The following is a 21074-nucleotide window of genomic DNA, read 5'->3' as shown; positions in this document are numbered from 1 at the left end:
GTGGTCCTGACGGAAAGCAGACTGGCCTCAGTCCTGATCCGGTCTGTTTCCAGAACCGGCCGCATCATGCCAGAATCCGGATTCATCCCAGTTGGAGAGAACCGTCAGGAAGTTGTCCCGGGCCATGGGATACTTGCGGTAGACCAGTTCCAGGTCATCCTTGATGCTCTGACGCTGGGTGAAGCCGTCATTGGGGCAGACGCGGCGAACGCTGGGGATCCCGTTGTCCTGACAGGCCTGAATGATCTCGCTTTCCCGCAGCAGCACCATGGGCCGGATCAGATCCATCTGCATCCGGGACATGTACTGCAGCGGCTGGAAGGTGGCGGCTTTGGATCCGTGGATCATGTTCATGAAAAATGTCTCTATGGCATCATCGGCATGGTGGCCGAAGGCGACCTTGCTGCAGCCCAGCTTTTTTGCGGTTTCAAAGAGGACTCCCTTTTTCAGCTTCGAACAGAGGGAACACTGGATCTGTCCCTGTGTCCCGCGGTTTTTCTCCAGCTGCAGGATCGGGAAAATCCTGGTTTTTTCGATATGCAGCGGCAGGTCGTTTTTCCGGCAGTACTCTGTCATCAGATCATGGTCGAATTCCTCGAATCCCACATCCACGTGAATTCCCACCAGCTCAAAATCCGTATGGGGGAATTTCTGGTACTGCCGCAGGGCTGTGAGCAGCAGCATGCTGTCCTTGCCGCCGGACAGTGCCACTGCGATTTTGTCACCGGGCTGGATCAGCCCGAACCGTTTGTCTGCCTGCCGGATGCCCCGGAGAATGGTCTGTATTTTCATGGTTGTATCCTTCCTTGTTCCCACAGATTCTGACAGGATTGTCCGCAAAGGTAAAGCCGCGGGCGAATGCGTCTTTCATCCGGGAACAAAACCGGTAAAATAGGAACGGTGATAGCGATGAAAGAAAAACAGACAGAATCTCTGGACGGGATTCTGGTGATCGACAAGCCGGCCGGTATGACAAGTCACGATGTCATTGCCCGGCTTCGCCGCAAGTATAAACAGAAAAAATTCGGCCATACCGGCACACTGGATCCGGACGCATCCGGAGTGCTGGTGATCCTGGCAGGCAAGGCAGCCAAGTGTCTGCAGTTTTTCCCGGATACAGACAAGGAATACATTGCCCGGCTGGCTCTGGGAACGGAAACAGACACGGATGATGCCACCGGCCAGGTGACCTGCGAAAAACCGGTGAACCGGGACTTCTCTCTGGCGGCGGTGCTGAAGGAGTTTGAAGGCCGGCAGCATCAGCTGGTGCCTGCCACTTCCGCCAAGAAAATCGCCGGCAAGAAGCTTCTGGAGTATCAGAGACAGGGGAAGGAAGTCCCGCCGGTCTATGCGGATGTGACCATTTATGAAACCGAAGTGCTGGATGAGGAATCCCTGACATTCCGGGTCGCCTGTTCCTCCGGCACCTACATCCGGGCGCTGTGCCGGGATGTGGCCAGAGCCACAGGGAACTGCGGTCACATGCAGTCGCTGCGGCGGACCAGAGCCGGAGGATTCACACTGGAGCAGGCGGAAAGCCTGGACCAGGAAATGCACCGGATTCATCCCGTGGAAACCGCCCTTGACGCCCTGCCGCAGATCGGCGCAGATCAGGTTTCACTGCAGGATGTACGCAACGGCAGGCATCTTCATCTTGATCTGGAAGAAGACAGAGTGCTGATTCTGGATGAAAACGGACATGCACTGGCTGTCTATGACCGGGACCACGGGGATGTGTTTGCCTGTGCCAGGGGGCTCTGGTGATGAAGATCTGCCGGTTTCCCTATACAGATATTCCCGATCTGCCGCATTCGGTTCTGGCAGCGGGATTCTTTGACGGGTTTCACAAAGGACACCGTGCTCTGCTGAAAGAGGCAGCCGAAAAGGCCAGACAGCTGGGACTGCCCTGGGGGGTCCTGACCTTTGATCCGGATCCCTGGACGATTTTCCGCCCGGACGACCCGCTGGATCACATTCAGACCCTGGCAGACCGTCAGCAGACAGCCAGGACGCTGGGTGCGGATCTGTTCCTCATTGTGGAATTCACCCGGTCCTTTGCGGCTCTTTCCCCGGATGGGTTTCACCGGGTCCTGGAGCAGATGCATGCGGATTACATAGTCACCGGGTTTGATTTCCATTATGGCGCCCGGAATGCCGGTGATGTGCAGTCTCTGGCGGCTGCCGGGTTTGCGCATTCGGTTGTGGAAGCCGTCAGGGACACAGACGGCAAGATATCCAGCACCCGCATCGAAGCAGCCATCCGGGCCGGTGATGTGCAGGCTGCAGCCCGGATGCTGGAACAGGACTACTCGATTCCGGGGACGGTGGTGCACGGATACGGTCGCGGCAGCCGTCTTCTGGGATTTCCCACCGCCAATCTGGAACCGGAACCCGGCTGTATCATACCTGCGGCGGGTGTCTATGCCGGTTTTGTCAGGACAGATGCCGGTATGTATCCGGCCATGATCAATGTGGGCAGCAATCCCACCTTCGGCAACGGGCATCAGACGCTGGAAGCCTGTCTTTTCGGTTTTTCCGGGGATCTGTATGACCGTCAGGTCCGCTTCTTCTTTTCGGAAAGACTCCGGGGGGAAATCCGCTTTGAGAGTCCGGCGCAGCTGAAACAGCAGCTGGAACAGGACCGTGAGAGATCCCTGATGGTGCTGCAGGGACATGATCCCGATCCGCTGCATATCTTTGCGGATGAGAAGTCGGGAACCTGAGGCATCATGATGCCCTGCCTTCATCGGCATCGAAAGAGCAGGTCCATGCACCCTGCAGGCCGCGATCCGGGACCAGTGCGTGACAAGGAAGCTCATTGTGGTATAAAATGACTGCGTAGAAACAGGTGAAAGCATGGCAAAAGAATTTATACAGTTACCTTCCAGAGATTCTCTGGGAACGATCAACCTGAACCGGAGCGTGTTTTCCACCATTGCCACGAATGTGATCGATGAGATGGAAAATGTGCAGCTGTTCGAGGGATCAAAACCGTTCAAGGGCGGTGTGCAGACAAAAATCGAAGACAATCAGCTGTGGCTGACGGTTCCGGTGAAGATCCAGTACAACACGAATGTCACAGATATCTGCGCAAGCCTGCAGAACCAGATCTTTGAAAGCATTTCGTACATGACGGACTACAAACCCGAGTCCATCGAAATCGAAGTCGTAGGGTTCTTGTTTTAACAGGGAAATCGCAGGATTTCCTTTTTTTAGATAACGGGAGAATGTAAGAATATGGACACAAGAAAACTGTCGCGCAGTGAAATGCGCAAAATCGCCATGGAGGCTCTGTACCAGCACCTGCTTATGGACAAGGACATCCGCGCTGCGGTGTTTGACATCACCAGGACCAATCAGATCGACGGATATCTGTTCGCGCTGACGATGGGGACTGTGGAAAATGAAGAGGAACTGACGGAGAAGCTGCAGAGCATGCTGCGCAGCGACTGGTCGGTGGACCGTCTGTCGAAGCTGGATCTGGCGATCCTGCTGATGAGCATGCAGGAGATCCTGTACAATGAAACGCCCAAGGCGGTGGTCATCAATGAAGCAGTGAGTCTGGCCAAGAAGTATTCCGATGAAGATTCCTTCAAGATGATCAACGGCATTCTGGACCGGTTATGAGCGAACAGCTGGTGGTGCCGGTTTCGGCGCTGGTCACCAGAATCAAAACCACGCTGCAGCAGAATCTGCGTCTGAACGGGGTGTGGATCCAGGGAGAGGTATCCAATCTCACCAAACACCGCAGCGGCCATTACTACTTTTCCATCAAGGATGCAGCCAGTGAACTGACCTGTGTCATGTTCCGCTCCTATGTGCAGAAACTGACGTTTCCCCTGGAGGAAGGCATGTCTGTGCTGGCCAGCGGGGAAATCAACGTGTATGAACAGCGGGGCAGTCTTCAGTTCTATGTCCGTGCGCTGAAGCCCGATGGTGTGGGGGAGCTGTACCTGGAGCTGGAGCGGCGGAAGAAAAAGCTGGAAGCCGAGGGTGTGTTTGCGATGAACAAGCGCCCCAAGCCCAGGGGCATTCAGAAAATCGGAATCATCACCGCAAAGGAAGGCGCGGCTCTGCAGGATGTGCGCACGACCATTGCCCGCAGATGGCCCATGGCCGAACTGTTTCTGTTTCCGGCGACGGTGCAGGGCAAACAGGCACCTGCCAGCATTCTGCGGGCTCTGGATCAGGCGGATGATGCGGGTCTGGATGCGATCCTGCTGGTGCGGGGTGGCGGCAGTTTCGAGGATCTGTTCTGTTTCAATGACGAAGCCATAGCCCGGCGGCTGGCCCGCATGAAAACCTACACGGTGACAGGGGTGGGACACGAAGTGGATACCACTCTGGCAGATTACGCCGCGGATCACCGGACGGCGACGCCCACAGCCGCAGCACAATGGATCACACCGGATCAGAACGAAGTGATGCAGTGGTTTGAGCAGAAACGGGCGCAGCTGATCCAGAGCATGAACAGCCGGATGGATCAGGCGGCAGCCAAGCTGCTGCAGTACCAGTCCAATCCCTATCTGGCGGATCCCCTGGCCTGGGGACAGAGGAAGGAACTGGAACTGCAGGCGGCGTTCATGAAGCTGAAATCGGCGCAGACGGCTTTTTCGGCTGCACAGAACAGCCGGCTGACAACGCTGCGGCTGGACTTGAGCCGTCACGATCCCCGGGGGCGCATACAGACAGAATCTGTCCGGCTGAAGCAGCTGGACGAGGCGCTGCAGGGGGGCATCCGGGAATTTGCCAGAGCGCAGAGGGACCGGCTTTCCCGGACGGCTTCGCTGCTGGATGCCTACAGCCCGCTGAAGGTACTGGCCAGAGGCTATGCCATGGTCACCATTGACGGGCAGATCATGACCAGTGTCTCTCAGGCGGCTGCCGACAGCCTGGTGGATATCCGTCTGCAGGACGGGCAGGTCAAAGCCAGTATCATCGGGCAAACAGCCGGTGCCGGAAAAGAGAAGGAAACAGACGCAGTCTGCGGACTGGATCCCAAGGCGGAATCCGGCAGTCTGCATCAGGAGGAACGATAAACAATGGAAACACAACAGCTGACTTTTCAGCAGGCCATGGTCCGGCTGGACGAAATCGTCCGGCAGCTGAACTCCGGGAATCTGGAACTGGAAAAAGCCATGGAACTCTTTGAAGAAGGACTGAAGCTGACCCAGCAATGCGAGGTGCAGCTCAAGGCTTTCGAAAACAGAATGAACACCCTGATCGTGGAGACCGCCGCCGATGCGTGATTTTGAGACCTGGCTGCAGCGCACCATGGACAAGCCGGATTCCCGGACCAGGCAGGCGATGAGCTATGCTTTGCTGGCACCGGGCAAGCGGATCCGTCCGGCGCTGCTGCTGGCGGCACTGGAGGATTACGGCTGTCCCCGGCAGGCGGGGTATCCGGCGGCAGCTGCTCTGGAAATGATCCATTCCTATTCGCTGATCCACGATGATCTGCCGGCCATGGACGACGACGACCTGCGCCGCGGCCGTCCCAGCACTCACCGGGCTTTTGACGAAGCCACAGCCATTCTGGCCGGTGATGCCCTGCTGACACAGGCATTTGAAACCGTTCTGGGCTGCGACAGAAGCAAAGTTCCCGAACTGGTGGAGATCCTGAGCCGGAATGCCGGAGCAGAAGGCATGATCCTGGGACAGACGCTGGATCTTGGCGCAGAAGGCGCCCGGGACATCACCTTTGCCCAGCTGGAGGACATTGACCGCTACAAAACCGGCTGTCTGATTGCCGCGGCACTGGAAATGGCAGCTGTGCTGGCGGGACATGAAGAGGATCAGGAAACCATGCGGGACATCGGGCTGATGCTGGGAATCGAGTTCCAGATCCAGGATGACATTCTGGATGTGACCAGCACGGAAGAAGCCATGGGAAAATCCCTTTCGGACAGAGACCGGGAAAAATCCACCTTTGTGAGCACGCTGGGACTGAATCCCGCCCGGGATATGGTGAAGGACCTGGACAGCCGCATCCGCCTGCTGGCCAGATCCCTGCATATGGAACCGGACAGACTGCTGCAGGTCTTCGATCAGCTTCTCAACCGCTCCCGCTGACCGGACGGCAGATATACAACGGCATCTATGGAAGGAGGCCCTATGCGGATACTGGATATCAAGAATCCCGGACAGATCAGACAGCTGTCCATGCCCCAGCTGGAAACGCTGGCCGGTGACATCCGCAGTTTTCTGATTCAGTCTCTGTCCCGGACCGGCGGACATCTGTCCAGCAATCTGGGAATCGTGGAACTGACTCTGGCACTGCATTATGTCTTTGAATCCCCCCGGGACAAGCTGATTTTCGATGTGGGACATCAGTCCTACGTGCATAAGATCCTCACAGGCCGGGCACCGGAATTCGGTACCCTGCGTCAGCGGCACGGGCTTTCCGGATTTCAGAAGCGGGAAGAAAGCGAACATGATCCCTGGGAAGCAGGTCACTCCAGCACGTCGCTGTCGGCGGCCATGGGCATGGCTGTGGCCAGAGACCTGCAGAAGCAGGAAGGAGAAGTCATTGCTGTCATCGGGGATGGTGCCCTGACCGGCGGCATGGCCATGGAAGCCCTGAACAACATCGGCGCCCGGAAGGAAAAACTGATCATTGTCTACAATGACAATGACATGTCCATTTCCCCCAATCACGCCGGGTTCAAGAACCATCTGACCAGTCTGCGCTCCTCCAGAACCTACCGCACTGTCAAGCGGGATGTGAAAGCCGGTCTGGAACCGAGTCCGGTGCTGCTCAACAGTCTGTCCACGATCCGGGATGTGCTCCGGGACAATCTGGTGGACGGCGGCCTGTTTCATGAATTCGGCCTGGACTATCTGGGACCGGTGGATGGTCACAACCTGCCGGAGCTGATCCGCACCCTGGAAACCGCCAGAGAACACAAGGGTCCGGTGGTGGTGCATGTCCGGACAAGAAAGGGACTGGGATTCGCTCCAGCGCAGCAGGACAAAACCGGTCAGTGGCATGGCGTGCCGCCTTTTGATCCGGTGACGGGAAAATTCCGGAGCAGCAGCTGTCCCGGAGAAGAGAGCTGGTCCATGATCATCGCGGATACGCTCAGCCGGCTGGCCAGATCCGATCACCGGATCACGGCGATCACGCCGGCCATGGCCAACGGATCCAAACTGCTGCAGTTTGCGGCGCGGTTTCCCGACCGTTTTTTTGACTGCGGCATTGCCGAAGAACACGCGGTGACAGCAGCGGGGGGTATGGCAGCCGGCGGACTGCGGCCGTTTGTCTCCATTTATTCCAGTTTTCTGCAGCGGGCCTATGACCAGGTGCTGCATGACGTCGCCCGGCAGCATCTGCCGGTGGTATTCGGTGTGGACCGGGCGGGACTGGTGGGCGAGGACGGAGATACTCATCAGGGAATCTACGATATTGCCTTTCTGCGGACAATCCCGGATATCGTCATCTGTCAGCCCAAGGATTCCCCGGAGGCCCAGGATCTGCTGTATTCCGCCTTCTGCAATGAAGATCCCTGCTTTATCCGCTACCCCCGGGGATCTGCCCTGCATCAGCGCAAGGAGAAGCTGGAGAAGATCGAAACCGGCACCTGGACCAGTTTTGATGAAGGAAAACCGGAGCAGATCGTGATCACCTATGGACCTGAAGTGGACCGGGTGCGGGAAAAAGCCCGGATCAACGGCATGGGTCTGCGGGTGGTAAACGCCCGGTTTTTCAAGCCTGTGGACAGAACCATGCTCCGGGAGATCTTTGCTGCCGGACTGCCGGTCACGGTGTTTGAAACCGATGTATCCCAGGGGGGACTGTCCTCTGCCATCCGGGACGAACTGGCCGGCCAGGACGGACCGGTTCCGGCTTTTCATGTCATCGGGCTGCCGGATGCCTTCATTCCTCACGGCAGTGTCCGGACACTGCGCCGGGAAGAGGGAATCTCGCTGGAGGACCTCTTTGACTGGCTGGAATCCCGCAGGGGTGCGCAGTCATGAGACTGGACAAACTGCTGGCTGAACAGCTGGGGTCCAGAGCCCGGGCCCAGGATGCGATCAAGGCGGGCAGAGTGCAGGTGAAAAACCGGACAGTCACCAAGGCCAGCCTGGATGTGGCAGATCCGGAGGAAGTCACGGTGCTGCCTGCGGCGCAGGACTTTGTTTCCCGCGCCGGGGCCAAGCTGAAGAAAGCCGTGGATGAATGCGGCATCCGGCTGGAGAACCAGGTGGTGCTGGATATCGGCGCCAGTACCGGGGGATTCACGGATGTCTGTCTGCAGGAAGGTGCCAGAAAGGTCTATGCCCTGGATGTGGGGCATCTGCAGCTGGCCGAACGTCTCGATCATGATCCCCGGGTGGTGAAGATGGAAGGGTTCAATGCGAAGAATCTGAAAGCATCGGACCTGGCGGAAACACCGGATTTTCTGTGCATGGATGTTTCCTTCATTTCTGCTGTTTCGGTCCTGGATCCCGTTCTCCGGCAGCTGCCTGTCAGGCATCTGGCGGTCCTGGTGAAACCGCAGTTTGAATGCGGACCGGCAGCGCTGAACAAGCATGGTGTCCTGCGGGATGACCGGATCCGCAGCCGGATCATTCAGGACATGAAGAGCTGGCTTCTGCAGCATTTTGCCCACGTCCGGATCGTGGATGACATTCTTCCCGGGCGCAGCGGAAACCGGGAAGCCATGCTGTATGCCTGGGAAAGGAGAAAGCCGTGATTGAACAGATCACTGTACAGAACTACATTCTGTTCGACAAAGCTTCGGTGGATTTCGACAGCGGGATGTCTGTCATCACCGGAGAAACAGGAGCAGGGAAATCGCTGCTGATCGATGCCATCGGCTATCTGTGCGGCGGCCGGATCCAGGGCGATGTGGTCCGTCAGGGAGCAGACAAAGCTGTGCTGCGCATGGTTCTGACCTCCAGTCCGGCAGCCGACGCGCTTCTGGAAGAAAACGGCTTCGAGCCGGAGGATGTTCTGACCATTACCAGAACGGTGAGTGCGGCAGGCAAGTCTCAGGTCCGGGTCAACGGACAGATCACCACACTGAACTTCATCCGCCGCCTGACCTCCAGACTGATTGATATTCACTCTCAGATGGATACCATTCAGCTGATGGATCCGGCTGTTCAGCTGGAACTGCTGGATCAGTATGCCGGGGCAGACCGCAGCGGGGTGCAGGAAGCCTGGAAAGCCTATGCGGCAGCCCGGCAGGCGCTTGTACAGGCAAAAAACGAAACATACTCCGATGAAGAACTGGACTTTGTGACCTCTCAGCTCAATGAAATCGATGCTGCCAAAGCCCGCCCGGGAGAACTGGACCAGCTGCAGGAAGCCATCAAATCCGCCAGCCGATCCCAGAAGACCGAAGAGGAAGTCCGGGAGATCCTGGGTCTGCTGAAGCGGGACGGAGGCATTCTGGAAAGCGTCTACGAGCTGGCCAGGGTCATGAAGCGAAACCCCGGTCTGGCCGGTCGAAGCGGGGAAATCCAGTCATTGTATTTTCAGCTGGAGTCGGTGGGAGAAGAAGCCCAAGACCAGCTGGACAGCGTGCGGGATCAGGCCCGGGATCTGGATGCCATGCAGGACAGGGAATATCAGCTGAAGCGGCTGTACCGGAAATACGGGGGCAGCTATGAATCCATGATGGAAAAACGGCAGGCACTGGAACAGCGGGTGGACCGCATTCTGCACCGGCAGGATCTGTTTGAAAGACTGGAGAAACAGAGAAAGGCAGCCCTGGCTGTCTATGCGGAAAAAGCCAGAGCCCTGTCCGAGGCGAGAATGGCCGTGATACCGGAACTGGAACAGCAGATTCTCTCTCATGCCCGGGACCTGATGCTGGAGCATGCCCGTTTTGAAATCCGCCGCAGTGAAAAGACACCCGGAGAAAACGGTCTGGATGAAATCACATTCATGGCCAGCATGAACCCTGGACAGCCCCTGACACCCGTCAAACAGTCTGCCTCCGGCGGTGAACTGTCACGCCTGATGCTGGCGCTGAAAACCGTGTTCCAGACCCGGGATGGCATTGACACCATCATCTTTGATGAAATCGATACCGGTGTCTCAGGCAAGGTGGCGCTGGCCATGGGATCCAAAATGCACCGGCTGTCGGAAAGCCGGCAGGTTCTCTGCATCACCCATCTGGCCAGCGTTGCAGTCTGGGCCGACAGTCATTTCTGTGTATCCAAGGAAGCCGGACAGGATTCCACCACAACACACGTCAGCCGCCTGGATGCGGATGACACACTCAGGGAACTGGCAGTCATGGCCCACGGTCACGCCACAGAACAGGCGGTGGATGGCATGCGGGAACTGCAGAAGGAGGTCCGGAATGGCACGTGTTCTGTTTCACATTGATCTGAACGCCTTTTTTGCCAGCGCGGAAGAACTCCGTCATCCGGAATACAAAGACAAGCCCATGGCCGTGGGCTCTTTGTCTTCCCGGGGAGTTCTGTCCACGGCAAACTATGCCGCCAGAGCCCTGGGCATTCATTCGGCGATGCCGGTGTTCCAGGCAAAACAGCTGTATCCGGATCTGATCATCGTCCCCGGGGATCATGCCTACTACCGAAAGCTCTCCGGGGATTTTTTCCGTCTGCTGCGCCGCTACTCTCCCATGCTGGAACCTGTTTCCATTGATGAGTGCTTTCTGGATGTTACGGACACCATCCGCCGGTACAGACGGCCGCTGGATCTGGCTGTGGCGATCCAGACCGCCGTATATGAGGAGCTGGGACTGCGCTGTTCCATCGGTGTGGCGCCCAACAGGTTTCTGGCGAAAATGGCCAGTGACATGCGAAAGCCCATGGGAATCACGGTTCTGCGGAAATCAGAAGTGCCGGTGAAGCTCTGGCCGATGGATATCGGCTCGATGGTGGGGATTGGAAAAAAAACAGTACCGCTTCTCCGCCGGGAGGGGATCGATACCATCGGCGAGCTGGCGGATCCGGTTCATGAACAGGCTGTCCGACGTATTCTGGGCAAGAATGCGTTGTCCATGATTGCCAGGGCCAGAGGAAATGGTTCTGACAAACTGGAATTCTCTTCCACACACAAATCGGTATCCGTATCCCGGACGCTGAATGTGGATATCTACACGCTGGAAGAAGCGCTGAGTTTTGCCAGGGATCTTTGTCGGGAACTGGTCAGACGGCTGCAGAAAGACGGGCAGAAGGGCATGCTGGTCAGTGTCGTCTTCCGGGATGTGGATTTCCGGAACAAAGTCCGGTCCCGGTCCCTGGACAGGTACACCAATCAGTTTGAGCCGGTGTATGAAGCGGTGCAGTCCATTGTGGAACAGAACTTCGAATCCGCCGGTTACCGCCACATGGGTGTGACCATGGGCTCGCTGCAGAATGCCGAACATATTATGGAACAGCCGACGATTTTCGAACCGGTTCAGGATACTGCCAGAGATGTGGTGAATCTGCTGAACCGGAAATTCGACCAGTCAGTCTTTACCACAGCCGGGGATCTGCTGCGCAGCAAAGCTGACAGCACAGCCGGTCTGAGCGGGGAAACGAAGCAGAAAGAGGGAAAAGATGAGCAGCAGTGACAACAGCTGCCGGAAAACCGGCCAGCTGCGCCAGGACTGGTTTCTGGATCCGGACCGCCGCATCTGGCAGCATCCGGATCACTTCCGCTTCAACACAGATACAGCTTTGCTGGCAGAATTCATGGAGATCCGCCCGCAGGAGTCGGTCATCGACATAGGCACCAACAATGGCGTTCTGCTGGTCTATGCGGATCAATTCTCCCCTTCGAAGATGACAGGCATCGAACTGCTGCATGAACCCGCAGAGGTTGCCCGGCTGAATCTTGCCCGGTGCAACAGTCCCTGGCAGATCCTGGAAATGCCGGTGCAGGAGGTGCGGGATCTGAAAGCCAATGTGGTGATTTCCAATCCACCGTATTTCGCACTGGATGCCTCGGATCTCCGCATTCCCCTGACATTGCGGCAGCAGGGAAGGGCAGAGTTCCATCTGACCCTGGAGGATCTCTGCCGGTGCGCAGCGGGATTTCTGGACGACGGAGGGCGGCTGTATCTGGTTCACCGTCCGGACAGACTGCAGGAAATTCTGACTGCCCTGCAGAAGGAGAATCTTGGTGTGCGGCGGATTCAGCTTGTGTATGACCGACGGGATGACCGGTGCAAATCACTGCTGGTGGAAGCGAGAAAGGGCGGCAGTCCGGCAGGAGTGCAGGTCATGGCACCACGCTGGATCGGGGAAGCCCGCTGATGGCCTGGCTGCACCCTTCTGCTTTGCAGCGCACCAGCGGACAGTGTATGATACACTTTGACAGTCAGAAGGAGGAAATGAAGTATGTCCTGTGAAGGATGCCCATCCAAGGGGAACTGCTCCAAGGACAGTTCGCTGTGCTCGGTGCAGACGAATCCGAAAAATCATATCAAGCATGTCATTGCCGTGCTTTCCGGCAAAGGTGGTGTGGGAAAATCCACGGTGACCGTCCTGCTGGCCCGTGCATTCCGTCAGCTGGGGCTGCGTGTGGGTGTCATGGATGCGGATATCACCGGTCCCAGCATTCCCCGGCTTTTCGGCATTGAAGGCGAGAAAGCCTATGCCACCGGAGAAAATGAAATCATTCCGGTCAAGACACCGGAAGGGATTGAGGTCATGTCTCTGAATTATCTGCTGAAGAACGAAGATGATCCCGTGATCTGGCGCGGACCAATCGTGGGCAATGTGGTCAAGCAGTTCTACACCGATGTGATCTGGGGAGATCTGGATGTGCTGCTGATCGATATGCCCCCGGGAACCGGAGATGTGGCTCTGACGATTCTGCAGCAGATGCCGGTACAGGGTGTTGTGATGGTGTCCACTCCGCAGCCCATGGTGTCCATGATTGTATCCAAGGCTGTGCACATGTGCGAGCAGATGCATGTACCGGTGCTGGGAATTGTGGAAAACATGGCGTATCTGGACTGCCCGCACTGCAGTGAGCGGATTGATTTCTACAACACCGATGAACTGAACCGCTTCCTGGAATCCACGGGTCTGAGACTCTATGGTACACTTCCCATGATGGATCTCATCCGGGATGTGAATGGATATGAGGGATATGACCTCCGCAGCCGTGCGCAGGTGGATGGATACATGAAAGATGTGGCGGCTCAGCTTCTGGAAGACGTGGAGGACAAACCGGCTGGAAAAGCCTGAGTCCTGCGTGCAATCCAATGGCTTCATGATGCAAAACAGGCATGGCACTGAGAATCTCACGGATTCCAGGCCATGCCTGTTTTTAATGGAATATCACGATCAAAACAGAAAACGAATAAAAGCCGGAATGGTTCCGGCTGTATTCGTATACAGAAACAGACAGCAGTTACTGGTTGTGAATGTATCCATCCAGCAGGTGCGCCATTTCTTCCGGACTCTGCCGGCAGCCGTCCAGCACCCAGTGGGACATCAGAAACACAAATCCGCCTGTCTGATAGATGATCCGGTTGTGCATGGCGGTGGAGTCACCTTCGATTTTGTACACCCGGGGAAGAAGCACTTTTGCAAAGTTGTTGAAATGCTCAAGAGCCACAGCACACAGCTGGGGCGTTTTCAGTATTTTGTAGTTAATCTCTTTCTGTTCCAGAATCTCTTCAAAGATTTCCTTGTACCATTCATACCGGTTCTGATAGTTTCCTTCATCGAACTGTTTCAGCAGTCTGTCGGTACGGGTTTTGAGAAACTGAATGACGACGTCTTCCTTGTTTTCATAAGTCCGATAATACGTCATGCGCGAGACGCCGGCTTTCTCAGCCAGTTCCGAAATAGTGATATCTTCGTATTTCTTCTGGTCCAGCAGCAGCATCAGCGCCTCAAATATGCAGGTCCTCAGAAATTCGCTGGTCTTCCTTTGTCTTGTCATGTTTAAGTCACCTTTTTTCAAATTCAGTATACGCCATAAAGAGACAAATGGCCTGACAACTGCCCCAGGCAAAATATGTTAACTGAAAATAAATGAAAAATCGGGACTGCTGAGATCCGGCAGGGTACAGAAAAGGGATGCACAGCATCCCCTGAACGGTCATTCAGACATTGATTTCAGCAGAAAGATTCAGTGCGTCCTGATTGGCTTCCAGTACCGGAACCACATATTCCCGGAAGAAGGCTTCTGTCTGAGCCGGTGCACGGCCGACAAAACGGGAAGGATCCATTGCCTCCAGAATCTGTTCCCGGCTCAGGCCAAACCGGGGATCAGCGGCAATCCGGTCCACCAGGTCGTTTGGCTTTCCAAACTCCTTGACCTGCCTGGCTGCTTCCATGGAATGTTCCCGGATGGCTTCGTGCAGTTCCTGTCTGTCGCCACCGGCTTTCACAGCATCCATCATGATGTTTTCCGTAGCCATGAAAGGCAGTTCCCGGAGAAGATCGGCTTCAATCACCTTGGGATAAACCTTCAGTCCGTCTGTGATGTTCAGATACAGATCCAGAATGCCGTCTGTTGCCAGAAAGGCCTCGGCTACAGCCATACGGCGGTTGGCGGAGTCATCCAGAGTCCGCTCAAACCACTGGGTGCTGGCGGTCATGGCCGGGTTCATAGCGTCTGACATGACGAAATTCGCCAGAGCCGCCATCCGCTCGCTGCGCATGGGATTGCGCTTGTAAGCCATGGCACTGGAACCGATCTGGTTCTTTTCGAAGGGCTCTTCTATTTCCTTCATGTGCTGCAGAAGCCGGATGTCGTTGCTGAATTTATGTGCACTCTGGGCAATGCCGGAAAGGGCATGGAGTACACGGGTGTCATATTTGCGGGTATAGGTCTGGCCGGAAACCGGGAAAACTTTGTCATAGCCCATTTTTGCGGCAATCAGTCCGTCAATCTGGCTGGCTTTTTCTTCGTCTCCCTCAAAGAGTTCCAGGAAACTGGCCTGGGTTCCGGTTGTGCCTTTCTGCCCCAGCAGTTTCCTGTTGTTCAGCAGATACTGAATTTCCTCGTAGTCCATGAGCAGATCCTGTGCCCACAGCGCTGCCCGCTTGCCCACAGTCGTGGGCTGTGCCGGCTGGAAATGCGTAAACGCCAGGGTGGGCATATCTTTGTATTTCAGAGCAAATTCCCGCAGCTGTGCCAGTACACTGACGATTTTCTTCTGCAGAAGTTCCAGACCCTCGTGCATGACAATCAGGTCGGTGTTGTCCCCCACATAGCAGCTGGTGGCACCCAGATGAATGATGCCTTTGGCGTCCGGACACTGCTGTCCATAGGCATAGACATGCGACATGACATCGTGACGTACCTCGGCCTCCCGTTTTCGGGCTGTCTCGTAATCGATGTCGTCAATGTGTTCCCGGAGCTGGGCAATCTGTTCATCGGTGATGTCCAGACCCAGCTCCTGTTCGGCTTCTGCCAGAGCCACCCAGAGTCTGCGCCAGGTGCTGAATTTCTTGTCATCGGAAAACAGCTCCTGCATGGGACGGGAAGCATAGCGGGCTGACAGCGGGGAAGACCAGATGGAATGGTCGGCCATTATTCAGCCTCCGTGAAACCCATCCGGGCAAACACTTCTTTGTATGCGCCTTCCGGATCTCCCAGATCCCGGCGGAAACGGTCCTTGTCCAGGTGTTCACCGGTTTCGATGTCCCAGTAGCGGCAAGTATCCGGAGAAATCTCGTCCGCCAGTACGATGGTTCCATCTGCGGTTTTGCCAAACTCCAGCTTGAAATCAATCAGTTCAATGCCAATGCCCTTGAAGAACTCTTTCAGGTAATCATTGACCCGGAAGGCATAGTCGGTAATGGTATCGATCTCTTCCTGAGTTGCCGCACCTATGGCTTTTGCCATGTAGCTGTTGATCAGCGGATCTCCCAGATCATCGTCCTTGTAGGAAAACTCCAGGGTGGAGCAGAGCAGATCAGACCCTTCAGGAATGCCCAGGCGTTTGGAAAAGCTGCCGGCTGCCCGGTTGCGGATGATGACTTCCAGAGGAATGATGTCCACTTTCCTGACAACGGTTTTCCGGTCATCGATTTCCTCCACAAAATGGGTGGGAATGCCTGCTTTTTCCAGCTGTTTCATCAGGTAGTTGGTCATGCGGTTGTTGATGGCGCCCTTGCCGGTGATGGTGCCTTTTTTCAGACCGTTGAATGCTGTTGCATCATCCTTGTAGTCCACAATCACCAGTGCAGGGTCATCTGTCGCAAACACTTTTTTTGCTTTGCCTTCGTACATCTGTTCGAGCTGTTTCATGGTTCCTCCTTCAGATTCCTTCCACAGTCAGCCGGGCTGACCATGTTTTATTATACGGAGGGGCAAGGTATAATAAAAGGCAGTTTTGGAGGGCGCTTCATGAAAAATCTATCTGTGGCAGCGGTCCGGCTGTCCCGCTGGCTGCTGTCTTTTGCCGGCCGGGGCGGATCTCTGCCGGGGCAGATCGGCCTGAAAATCGATCCGCAGATTCTGTCGAAAATCCGGATCACCGGTCCGGTTGTGGTGGTGACTGGCACCAACGGCAAGACCAGTACCGCCAACCTTATTGCCGATCTTCTTCAGGAGGCAGGCTATGACGTGGTGACCAACCGCAAGGGAGACAACCTGCGGGAAGGGATTGCCACAGCTCTGCTCTCCCGCACAAGTCTGTCCGGCACCGTCAAAGCCACAGCAGCGGTCCTGGAGACCGATGAACTGAATGTAAAATACATACTTCCGGCCTTGCCTGTCACCGCTCTTGTGGTAACCAATTTCTTCCGGGATCAGCTGGACAGAGCCAGGGAAATGGAACAGCTCATAGAATCCATCGAAGGAGTGCTGGAACCGTTTCAGGGAACGCTGGTGCTGAATGCCAATGATCCTAATGTGATGCGTCTGGCAGACAAGGCACCGCAGGCTTCGGTGGTGACTTTCGGCGTGGCCAGAAATCAGGAAAGCACCAGAGTCACCGGCGAAGCAGCCGAGGGCAAGTTCTGTCCCCGCTGCTCCCGTCCTCTGGTCTATGACTGGTATCAGTATTCGCATATTGGCCGGTTCCGCTGTGAAGCCTGCGGATTTGGCACCCCTGACACAATTGACGTGAATCTGGAGGATATCGATCTCGCTGCGGGAACATTTGCCTGGAATGGCAGTACATTTCACAACCCTTATGAAGGGCTTTACTCCATGTACAATGCCGCTGCTGTCCTGGCTCTCGGCAAGCTTCTGGGGATTCCGGCTCCCAAAGCAGAGGCTGTCTTCCGGCATGCTCCGCAGCCGGCCGGAAGAAATGAAACCTTTGAAGCAGACGGCAGAAGAATCGTGCTGAATCTGGTGAAAAATCCCACCGGCGCCAACGAAGTCATGAAAGTCATTGAACGGGATCCGGCTTTGAAGCAGATTGTGATCGTCCTCAACGACAGGGAACAGGACGGCCGGGATGTCAGCTGGATTTATGACACTCATTTCGAGAAATTCATGAATCCCGCCACACAGGCAATCTGGTGTACGGGAACCAGGTCCGGGGATATGGGACTGCGGATGCAGTATGGTGGATGGACCGGTCCTCTGCACATGGTTTCCGATTTGAAAGAAGCGGTGCATGAAGCGGCAGCTGCCGGAGATGTGATTTATGTGGTTGCCACCTATACGGCTCTGGTACCTGCCAGAAACGCCATTCTGGAGGAGGTTCGAAAATGAAAATCGCCTGGCTCTATCACGATTTCATGGATCTGTACGGTGACAAGGGAAATATCATGGTTCTGCAGAAACGGTGTGAAGACAGAGGCATTCCCTGCCAGGTGGACAAGATTGGCATCGGCGATGAAACGGACCTGTGTGACTATGACCTGATCTTTCTTGGAGGCGGCGCAGACAAGGAACAGCTGCAGCTGATTCCGGACCTGATGGCCCGCAGGGAGAATATCCGGAAAGCCATGGACGAAGGCACCTTTGCGCTTCTGATCTGCGGGGGATATCAGCTGTTCGGTGAATACTATATTGCCGCAGACGGTACGAAAATCGATGGACTGGGATTTCATTCCTACTATACAGATACGGGAAAAGCCGGTGCCCGCTGCATCGGGAATATCGTCATTGAAGCCCAGCTGGATGGCCGCACCACAGAAATCATGGGATTTGAAAACCATGGCGGCCAGACTTGCCATGTCACACATCCTCTGGGAAAAGTCATCAAAGGATGCGGCAACAGCTTCGATGCAGGATTTGAAGGGTATCTGGATGACCATATGCTGGGGACATACATCCATGGACCGCTGCTGCCGAAGAATCCGGATGTTGCGGACTTCGTCATTGTCAAAGCCATGCAGAAACGGAATCCTTCCTTCCGGCTGGAAGACCTGAAACCGCTGGATGACAGTGTTGCACAGCTGGCCAGAGAACAGGTCCGCCGAAAACTGGGGCTTACAGAATAACCGGCAGGCTGGATTCCTGAAATCCGGACAGCCGCTGAACAGAAAACGAAAAAGGTCTCTTTCCTGATTCATAGACAGAATCTGCGGGAAAGAGACCTTTTGCATGATCAGACATGAGGACCGCCTGATGGGATGCGGACAGAATCAGCCAGTCAGCTGAATGTGCTCCAGAGCCCAGGATCCAAGGCGGCGCAGAAGGAAAGACTGATATTCCTGGAAGGAAATGCTTCCCCGGCGGACAAGTATTTTCATCGGGACATCAAAGAGCAGGACAGTGTAATCCATAACGCTGAAGCCGTTTCGGCGATAGAATGCCAGACGACGGTTCTCCTGACTGTCCGGTGCCGTGCCTTCCGGATTTTCAATCTCCAGCACAACCGGCTGATCCGGAAACTGCTCCCCGAAAAGACTCAGTGCCCGGGAGCCATACCCCCGGCTCTGTTTTTCCGGATCCACAGCCAGATAGTCAATCAGCATGACTTCTTTGTCTTTCATGGTGATCAGCAGACCGCAGAAGTCCGGATCCATCATCATCAGGATGTCTGCGTTTCCGGTTTTCTGCATGGAGAGAATCATGTCAAAGGGTTTGCGTTCACTGTCCGGAAAGGATTGATCATATAGTTGTTCGACCAGCTGCAGGTCCTGGCTGGTCTGTGCTTGTTTCAGTTTCATAAAAATGACTATACCATCTGATGCCGCTTATGGCCAATACAGGCTTAAAGTAGTCCGGGATCCTCCAGGTCAGATCAGCGATACCAGCCAGGAAATCAATGGCAGGGTACCCATGGAGAACAGAGTGGAGACAAAAATGAGTTTGGAAGCAAATGCGGGACTGCGATGGTATTTCTGGGCGAGCATTCCTGTGGTACTGGCTGCCGGCATGGCAGAGAGTACGACGCAGACCTGCAGAGCCAGCCGGCTGACAGGAAGCAGAGAGAGACATCCCCAGATGATGAGCGGCAGAGACAGCAGCCGTACAAACGAATACACGAGAACCACAGGAGAGAAAACGTCCTGTTTGTCAGCATCAGCCATCATGCCGCCGATCATCATCATGGACAGAGCTGTGTTGCAGCTGGCAACTGCTCCGATCGTGCGGTCCAGACAGTCCGGGAGACCAATGCCGTTCATTCTCAGAACCAGAATCACAACACCCAGTTCCAGGGCGATGATACAGGGGTGAAGCAGAACTTTCCGAATGGCAGTACGCCGGTCTGCGGCGGTATAGAGTGACAGTCCCGCACTCCACATGACAATGCGCTGGGGGATCAGAAAGATGGAAGAACACAGCAGACCGATGCTGCCATACAGCTGTTCACAGATGGGCATCCCCATGAAACCGGCATTGGAAACCAGTGTCCCGTAGCAAAGGTTGATTCTGTGGTTTTCCGGTTCTTTTCTCCACAGCAGTTTTGCAGCGATGGAATACAGAATCTGGATGCCAATGGAGCAGAAAAGAACTGCAGACAGCGTCGTGAACTGTTCCCAGGTCAGATCCAGTTCAAAGGAACGGATGATGGATGCCGGCAATACGAGATTGAGCACCAGCGAGGTGATCTGATCCCTGGTGTTCCTGGCAAGAATTCTGCGACTGGCGAGAAACCAGCCAAGTGCCAACAGAAGAAAGATTTCAAGCTGCAAGGATAACATGTCAATCCGGGCCCCTTTCTGATAAAATTCCCTGATGAACGGAGGTTGGAAAATGAAAAAAGTCAAAGCGGTCATTCTGGCCGCAGTCACTGCTCTGTCTCTGGGTGCCTGCAGCAGCCGGGATCCGGCGGTGATGCTGAAGGATGACGTTTCATTCAAGCTGATGGATGCCCTGAAGGTCACGAATCAGACAACGAATACAGTGTATTATTACTATCTTGCTTCTGTCGACAATCAGTCGCAGGAAGCGTATCCCATGGACTCTCTTTCTTTCAAGGTGACAGACGAAGCAAATGATGAGATTCATGCAATCGACAGGAAGCAGACAATCATTGCGAAATCTGTCCAGCCGTCTCATTCCACGCTTGTCTATGGCTATACGGGATATCCCAACAATGACCAGAAACATATAGGGCTTCTGTTTTCCCGGAACGGGGGATTCATTCCCTTCGATGCTGTCAGACTGCGGCAGATTTCCGATAAAAACGTAACGTATTCCGAGGAGGAGAAGTTTACTCTGTATGAAGACAGGGATTTTGCTTTCCGGGTGGATGCGTCAAATGCAGAATACAGTTATGAAAATGGAAATTCGTATGTAAAAGGTCTGATCATCACCTATGAAAACAAAACAGATGACCGGCTTGTTGTTCCGTACATTACTCCGCTGTGTCATCTGACTGGCATTCGACTTTCCGATTATAAAGACAAGGGGAATCTGGCGGATATGAGCCTGGATGAAATCCGCAAAGTCGATTTCAAAACTGATGGAATGGCTCCGAAAACCGAATCTTATGAAGGGACAGCCTCGGGGTATGAATGTCTCTATCTTGATCCTGAGATGAGTCTGCCCTGTACCGTGGATTTCACGTTTGAGGGTGTGATTCCGGATTTTGCCAATTACAATCCCAAGTCTCTGACTATTGATTTGAACTCAGCGTCTCTCGGGTATTCCCAGGAGCTGTATATTCCATATTGAGATCAGATCTTCATGGATGATCTCGGGGCATTGTTGTTCGCAAAGATGCCCTTTTTTTAATTTGAAAACAACCTAGATGTCGAAGCACACCACTGCCAGAGCCTCCAGA

General features: G+C 55.0%; 22 protein-coding genes. 16 read left to right on the top strand and 6 right to left on the bottom strand.

Going from position 1 to position 21074, the window contains the following annotated elements:
* Positions 1 to 27: 27 nt before the first annotated feature.
* Positions 28 to 792, bottom strand: a complete 765-nt coding sequence (locus QZ305_RS06325) for an ATP-binding protein (protein ID WP_294730889.1) — start codon at positions 790 to 792, stop codon at positions 28 to 30.
* Positions 793 to 909: 117 nt separating this feature from the next.
* Between QZ305_RS06325 and truB the strand changes: the two genes are divergently transcribed.
* The 13 genes from truB (at position 910) to QZ305_RS06260 (ending at position 13164) form a co-directional block, all read left to right on the top strand.
* A complete protein-coding gene (gene truB, locus QZ305_RS06320; RefSeq protein WP_294730923.1) occupies positions 910 to 1764 on the top strand; it encodes a tRNA pseudouridine(55) synthase TruB in 855 nt (284 codons plus the stop codon).
* Entirely contained in the window at positions 1764 to 2723 is a 960-nt protein-coding gene (gene ribF, locus QZ305_RS06315) for a riboflavin biosynthesis protein RibF (protein WP_294730922.1), read from the top strand. The genes truB and ribF overlap by 1 nt, the downstream gene beginning before the upstream one ends.
* Before the next feature lie 133 nt (positions 2724 to 2856).
* Positions 2857 to 3186, top strand: coding sequence for an Asp23/Gls24 family envelope stress response protein (locus QZ305_RS06310; protein WP_294730888.1), 330 nt, complete (start codon positions 2857 to 2859; stop codon positions 3184 to 3186).
* A gap of 51 nt (positions 3187 to 3237) precedes the next feature.
* Positions 3238 to 3627: a transcription antitermination factor NusB gene (gene nusB, locus QZ305_RS06305; RefSeq protein WP_294730887.1), complete on the top strand. Its 390-nt coding sequence runs from the start codon at positions 3238 to 3240 to the stop codon at positions 3625 to 3627.
* A complete protein-coding gene (gene xseA, locus QZ305_RS06300; protein ID WP_294730886.1) occupies positions 3624 to 5039 on the top strand; it encodes an exodeoxyribonuclease VII large subunit in 1416 nt (471 codons plus the stop codon). The genes nusB and xseA overlap by 4 nt, the downstream gene beginning before the upstream one ends.
* Before the next feature lie 3 nt (positions 5040 to 5042).
* Positions 5043 to 5249, top strand: a complete 207-nt coding sequence (xseB, locus tag QZ305_RS06295) for an exodeoxyribonuclease VII small subunit (protein ID WP_294730885.1) — start codon at positions 5043 to 5045, stop codon at positions 5247 to 5249.
* Complete coding sequence (locus QZ305_RS06290) at positions 5242 to 6072, top strand: polyprenyl synthetase family protein (protein WP_294730884.1); 831 nt, start codon at positions 5242 to 5244, stop codon at positions 6070 to 6072. The genes xseB and QZ305_RS06290 overlap by 8 nt, the downstream gene beginning before the upstream one ends.
* A gap of 42 nt (positions 6073 to 6114) precedes the next feature.
* Positions 6115 to 7977, top strand: coding sequence for a 1-deoxy-D-xylulose-5-phosphate synthase (gene dxs / locus QZ305_RS06285; protein WP_294730882.1), 1863 nt, complete (start codon positions 6115 to 6117; stop codon positions 7975 to 7977).
* Positions 7974 to 8696 (top strand): TlyA family RNA methyltransferase, encoded by a 723-nt coding sequence (locus tag QZ305_RS06280; protein WP_294730881.1) that lies wholly within the window; start codon positions 7974 to 7976, stop codon positions 8694 to 8696. The genes dxs and QZ305_RS06280 overlap by 4 nt, the downstream gene beginning before the upstream one ends.
* Entirely contained in the window at positions 8693 to 10342 is a 1650-nt protein-coding gene (recN, locus tag QZ305_RS06275) for a DNA repair protein RecN (RefSeq protein WP_294730879.1), read from the top strand. The genes QZ305_RS06280 and recN overlap by 4 nt, the downstream gene beginning before the upstream one ends.
* Positions 10317 to 11540 (top strand): DNA polymerase IV, encoded by a 1224-nt coding sequence (gene dinB / locus QZ305_RS06270; protein WP_294730877.1) that lies wholly within the window; start codon positions 10317 to 10319, stop codon positions 11538 to 11540. The genes recN and dinB overlap by 26 nt, the downstream gene beginning before the upstream one ends.
* On the top strand, positions 11527 to 12225 hold the full coding sequence (locus QZ305_RS06265) for a tRNA1(Val) (adenine(37)-N6)-methyltransferase (RefSeq protein WP_294730875.1): 699 nt from the start codon (positions 11527 to 11529) through the stop codon (positions 12223 to 12225). Before dinB ends, QZ305_RS06265 begins: the two co-directional genes overlap by 14 nt.
* Positions 12226 to 12309: 84 nt before the next feature.
* Complete coding sequence (locus QZ305_RS06260; protein ID WP_294730874.1) at positions 12310 to 13164, top strand: Mrp/NBP35 family ATP-binding protein; 855 nt, start codon at positions 12310 to 12312, stop codon at positions 13162 to 13164.
* A 166-nt stretch (positions 13165 to 13330) separates the two neighbouring features.
* Here QZ305_RS06260 and QZ305_RS06255 read toward each other — a convergent pair whose 3' ends face one another.
* The 3 genes from QZ305_RS06255 to purC form a co-directional block, all read right to left on the bottom strand.
* Positions 13331 to 13867, bottom strand: coding sequence for a TetR/AcrR family transcriptional regulator (locus QZ305_RS06255; RefSeq protein ID WP_294730873.1), 537 nt, complete (start codon positions 13865 to 13867; stop codon positions 13331 to 13333).
* 163 nt (positions 13868 to 14030) lie between these two features.
* Positions 14031 to 15467 carry an adenylosuccinate lyase gene (gene purB, locus QZ305_RS06250; RefSeq protein ID WP_294730871.1) on the bottom strand — a complete coding sequence of 479 codons (1437 nt, stop codon included), beginning with the start codon at positions 15465 to 15467 and terminating at the stop codon, positions 14031 to 14033.
* The gene (gene purC / locus QZ305_RS06245) at positions 15467 to 16186 is read right to left on the bottom strand and encodes a phosphoribosylaminoimidazolesuccinocarboxamide synthase (protein WP_294730870.1); all 720 of its coding nucleotides are present in this window, start codon (positions 16184 to 16186) and stop codon (positions 15467 to 15469) included. Before purC ends, purB begins: the two co-directional genes overlap by 1 nt.
* A 99-nt stretch (positions 16187 to 16285) precedes the next feature.
* On the opposite strand from purC, the gene QZ305_RS06240 reads away from it, so the two are divergent.
* Together QZ305_RS06240 and QZ305_RS06235 are read left to right on the top strand one after the other, a co-directional pair.
* Entirely contained in the window at positions 16286 to 17605 is a 1320-nt protein-coding gene (locus tag QZ305_RS06240; RefSeq protein WP_294730868.1) for a MurT ligase domain-containing protein, read from the top strand.
* Positions 17602 to 18339: a type 1 glutamine amidotransferase gene (locus QZ305_RS06235; RefSeq protein WP_294730866.1), complete on the top strand. Its 738-nt coding sequence runs from the start codon at positions 17602 to 17604 to the stop codon at positions 18337 to 18339. The genes QZ305_RS06240 and QZ305_RS06235 overlap by 4 nt, the downstream gene beginning before the upstream one ends.
* 144 nt (positions 18340 to 18483) lie before the next feature.
* On the opposite strand, the gene QZ305_RS06230 is transcribed toward QZ305_RS06235, so the two are convergent.
* The gene (locus QZ305_RS06230) at positions 18484 to 19011 is read right to left on the bottom strand and encodes a GNAT family N-acetyltransferase (RefSeq protein WP_294730865.1); all 528 of its coding nucleotides are present in this window, start codon (positions 19009 to 19011) and stop codon (positions 18484 to 18486) included.
* A 69-nt stretch (positions 19012 to 19080) separates the two neighbouring features.
* Positions 19081 to 19980, bottom strand: a complete 900-nt coding sequence (locus QZ305_RS06225; protein ID WP_294730864.1) for an AEC family transporter — start codon at positions 19978 to 19980, stop codon at positions 19081 to 19083.
* A gap of 61 nt (positions 19981 to 20041) precedes the next feature.
* Between QZ305_RS06225 and QZ305_RS06220 the strand changes: the two genes are divergently transcribed.
* Positions 20042 to 20965: a hypothetical protein gene (locus QZ305_RS06220; RefSeq protein ID WP_294730863.1), complete on the top strand. Its 924-nt coding sequence runs from the start codon at positions 20042 to 20044 to the stop codon at positions 20963 to 20965.
* Positions 20966 to 21074 lie beyond the last annotated feature (109 nt).

This window comes from uncultured Faecalibaculum sp. (genome assembly GCF_910588395.1).
Lineage (GTDB): Bacteria > Bacillota_I > Bacilli_A > Erysipelotrichales > Erysipelotrichaceae > Faecalibaculum.
Note: the sequence above shows the minus strand (reverse complement) of the source record. Positions and strands in the feature narration are given on the sequence as shown.